Source organism: Enterobacter sp. 50588862, assembly GCF_001462935.1.
GTDB lineage: Bacteria > Pseudomonadota > Gammaproteobacteria > Enterobacterales > Enterobacteriaceae > Enterobacter > Enterobacter bugandensis.
On record NZ_LNHM01000015.1, the window covers coordinates 1 to 546 of the forward strand.

Below are 546 nucleotides of genomic sequence, written 5' to 3' on the forward strand. Positions count from 1 at the left end.
CTGCATTGCCTGACTTATGCTCTGCCCACCAAACTTCTGCCACACCGCCCCGCGCTCGATGATTTTGTCCGGCGCCGCACACTCCACCGTTCCGTCTGCTATCCGGATATATCCTCCGCCGCTCGTCAGCACTATCTCCTGCTTCGCGCTGATGATGAGTTTTCCCTCACTGCTGCTGATGCGGATATCCTTCAGCGCATCCAGCGTCATCTCATCCCCCTGCGCCTGGATCTCCACCTTCCCTTTGCCGGCAAACATTTTGATGCCCAGCTTTTGCGCATACAGACTTACCCGCTCCCCGGCCGCCACGGTGAATCTTTTCAGTGCGCTGAAATCTGTGTGCCCGCCGCTGGTGCTGATGATGTTGTCTCCCGCCGACTGCTGCAGGCTTTTCCCTGTCACCTGCGCTATTCCCTCCGGTGCCGAGACCAGCAGCGCCGCTTTCTTTAAATCCGTCAGCGCCTCTGACAGCAGCGCCTTCTGCGTCTGCACATCTGCCAGTTCAGCCCTCGCCGCTTCTGCCGCGCTGCGTAACGCTTCAGCCAG

General features: G+C 59.5%; 1 protein-coding gene. It reads right to left on the reverse strand.

The annotated features are described in order from the left end of the window. Positions 1 to 546, reverse strand: a 546-nt coding sequence (locus APT89_RS06670; RefSeq protein WP_131728589.1) for a DUF2345 domain-containing protein, incomplete at both ends; no start/stop codon positions are given.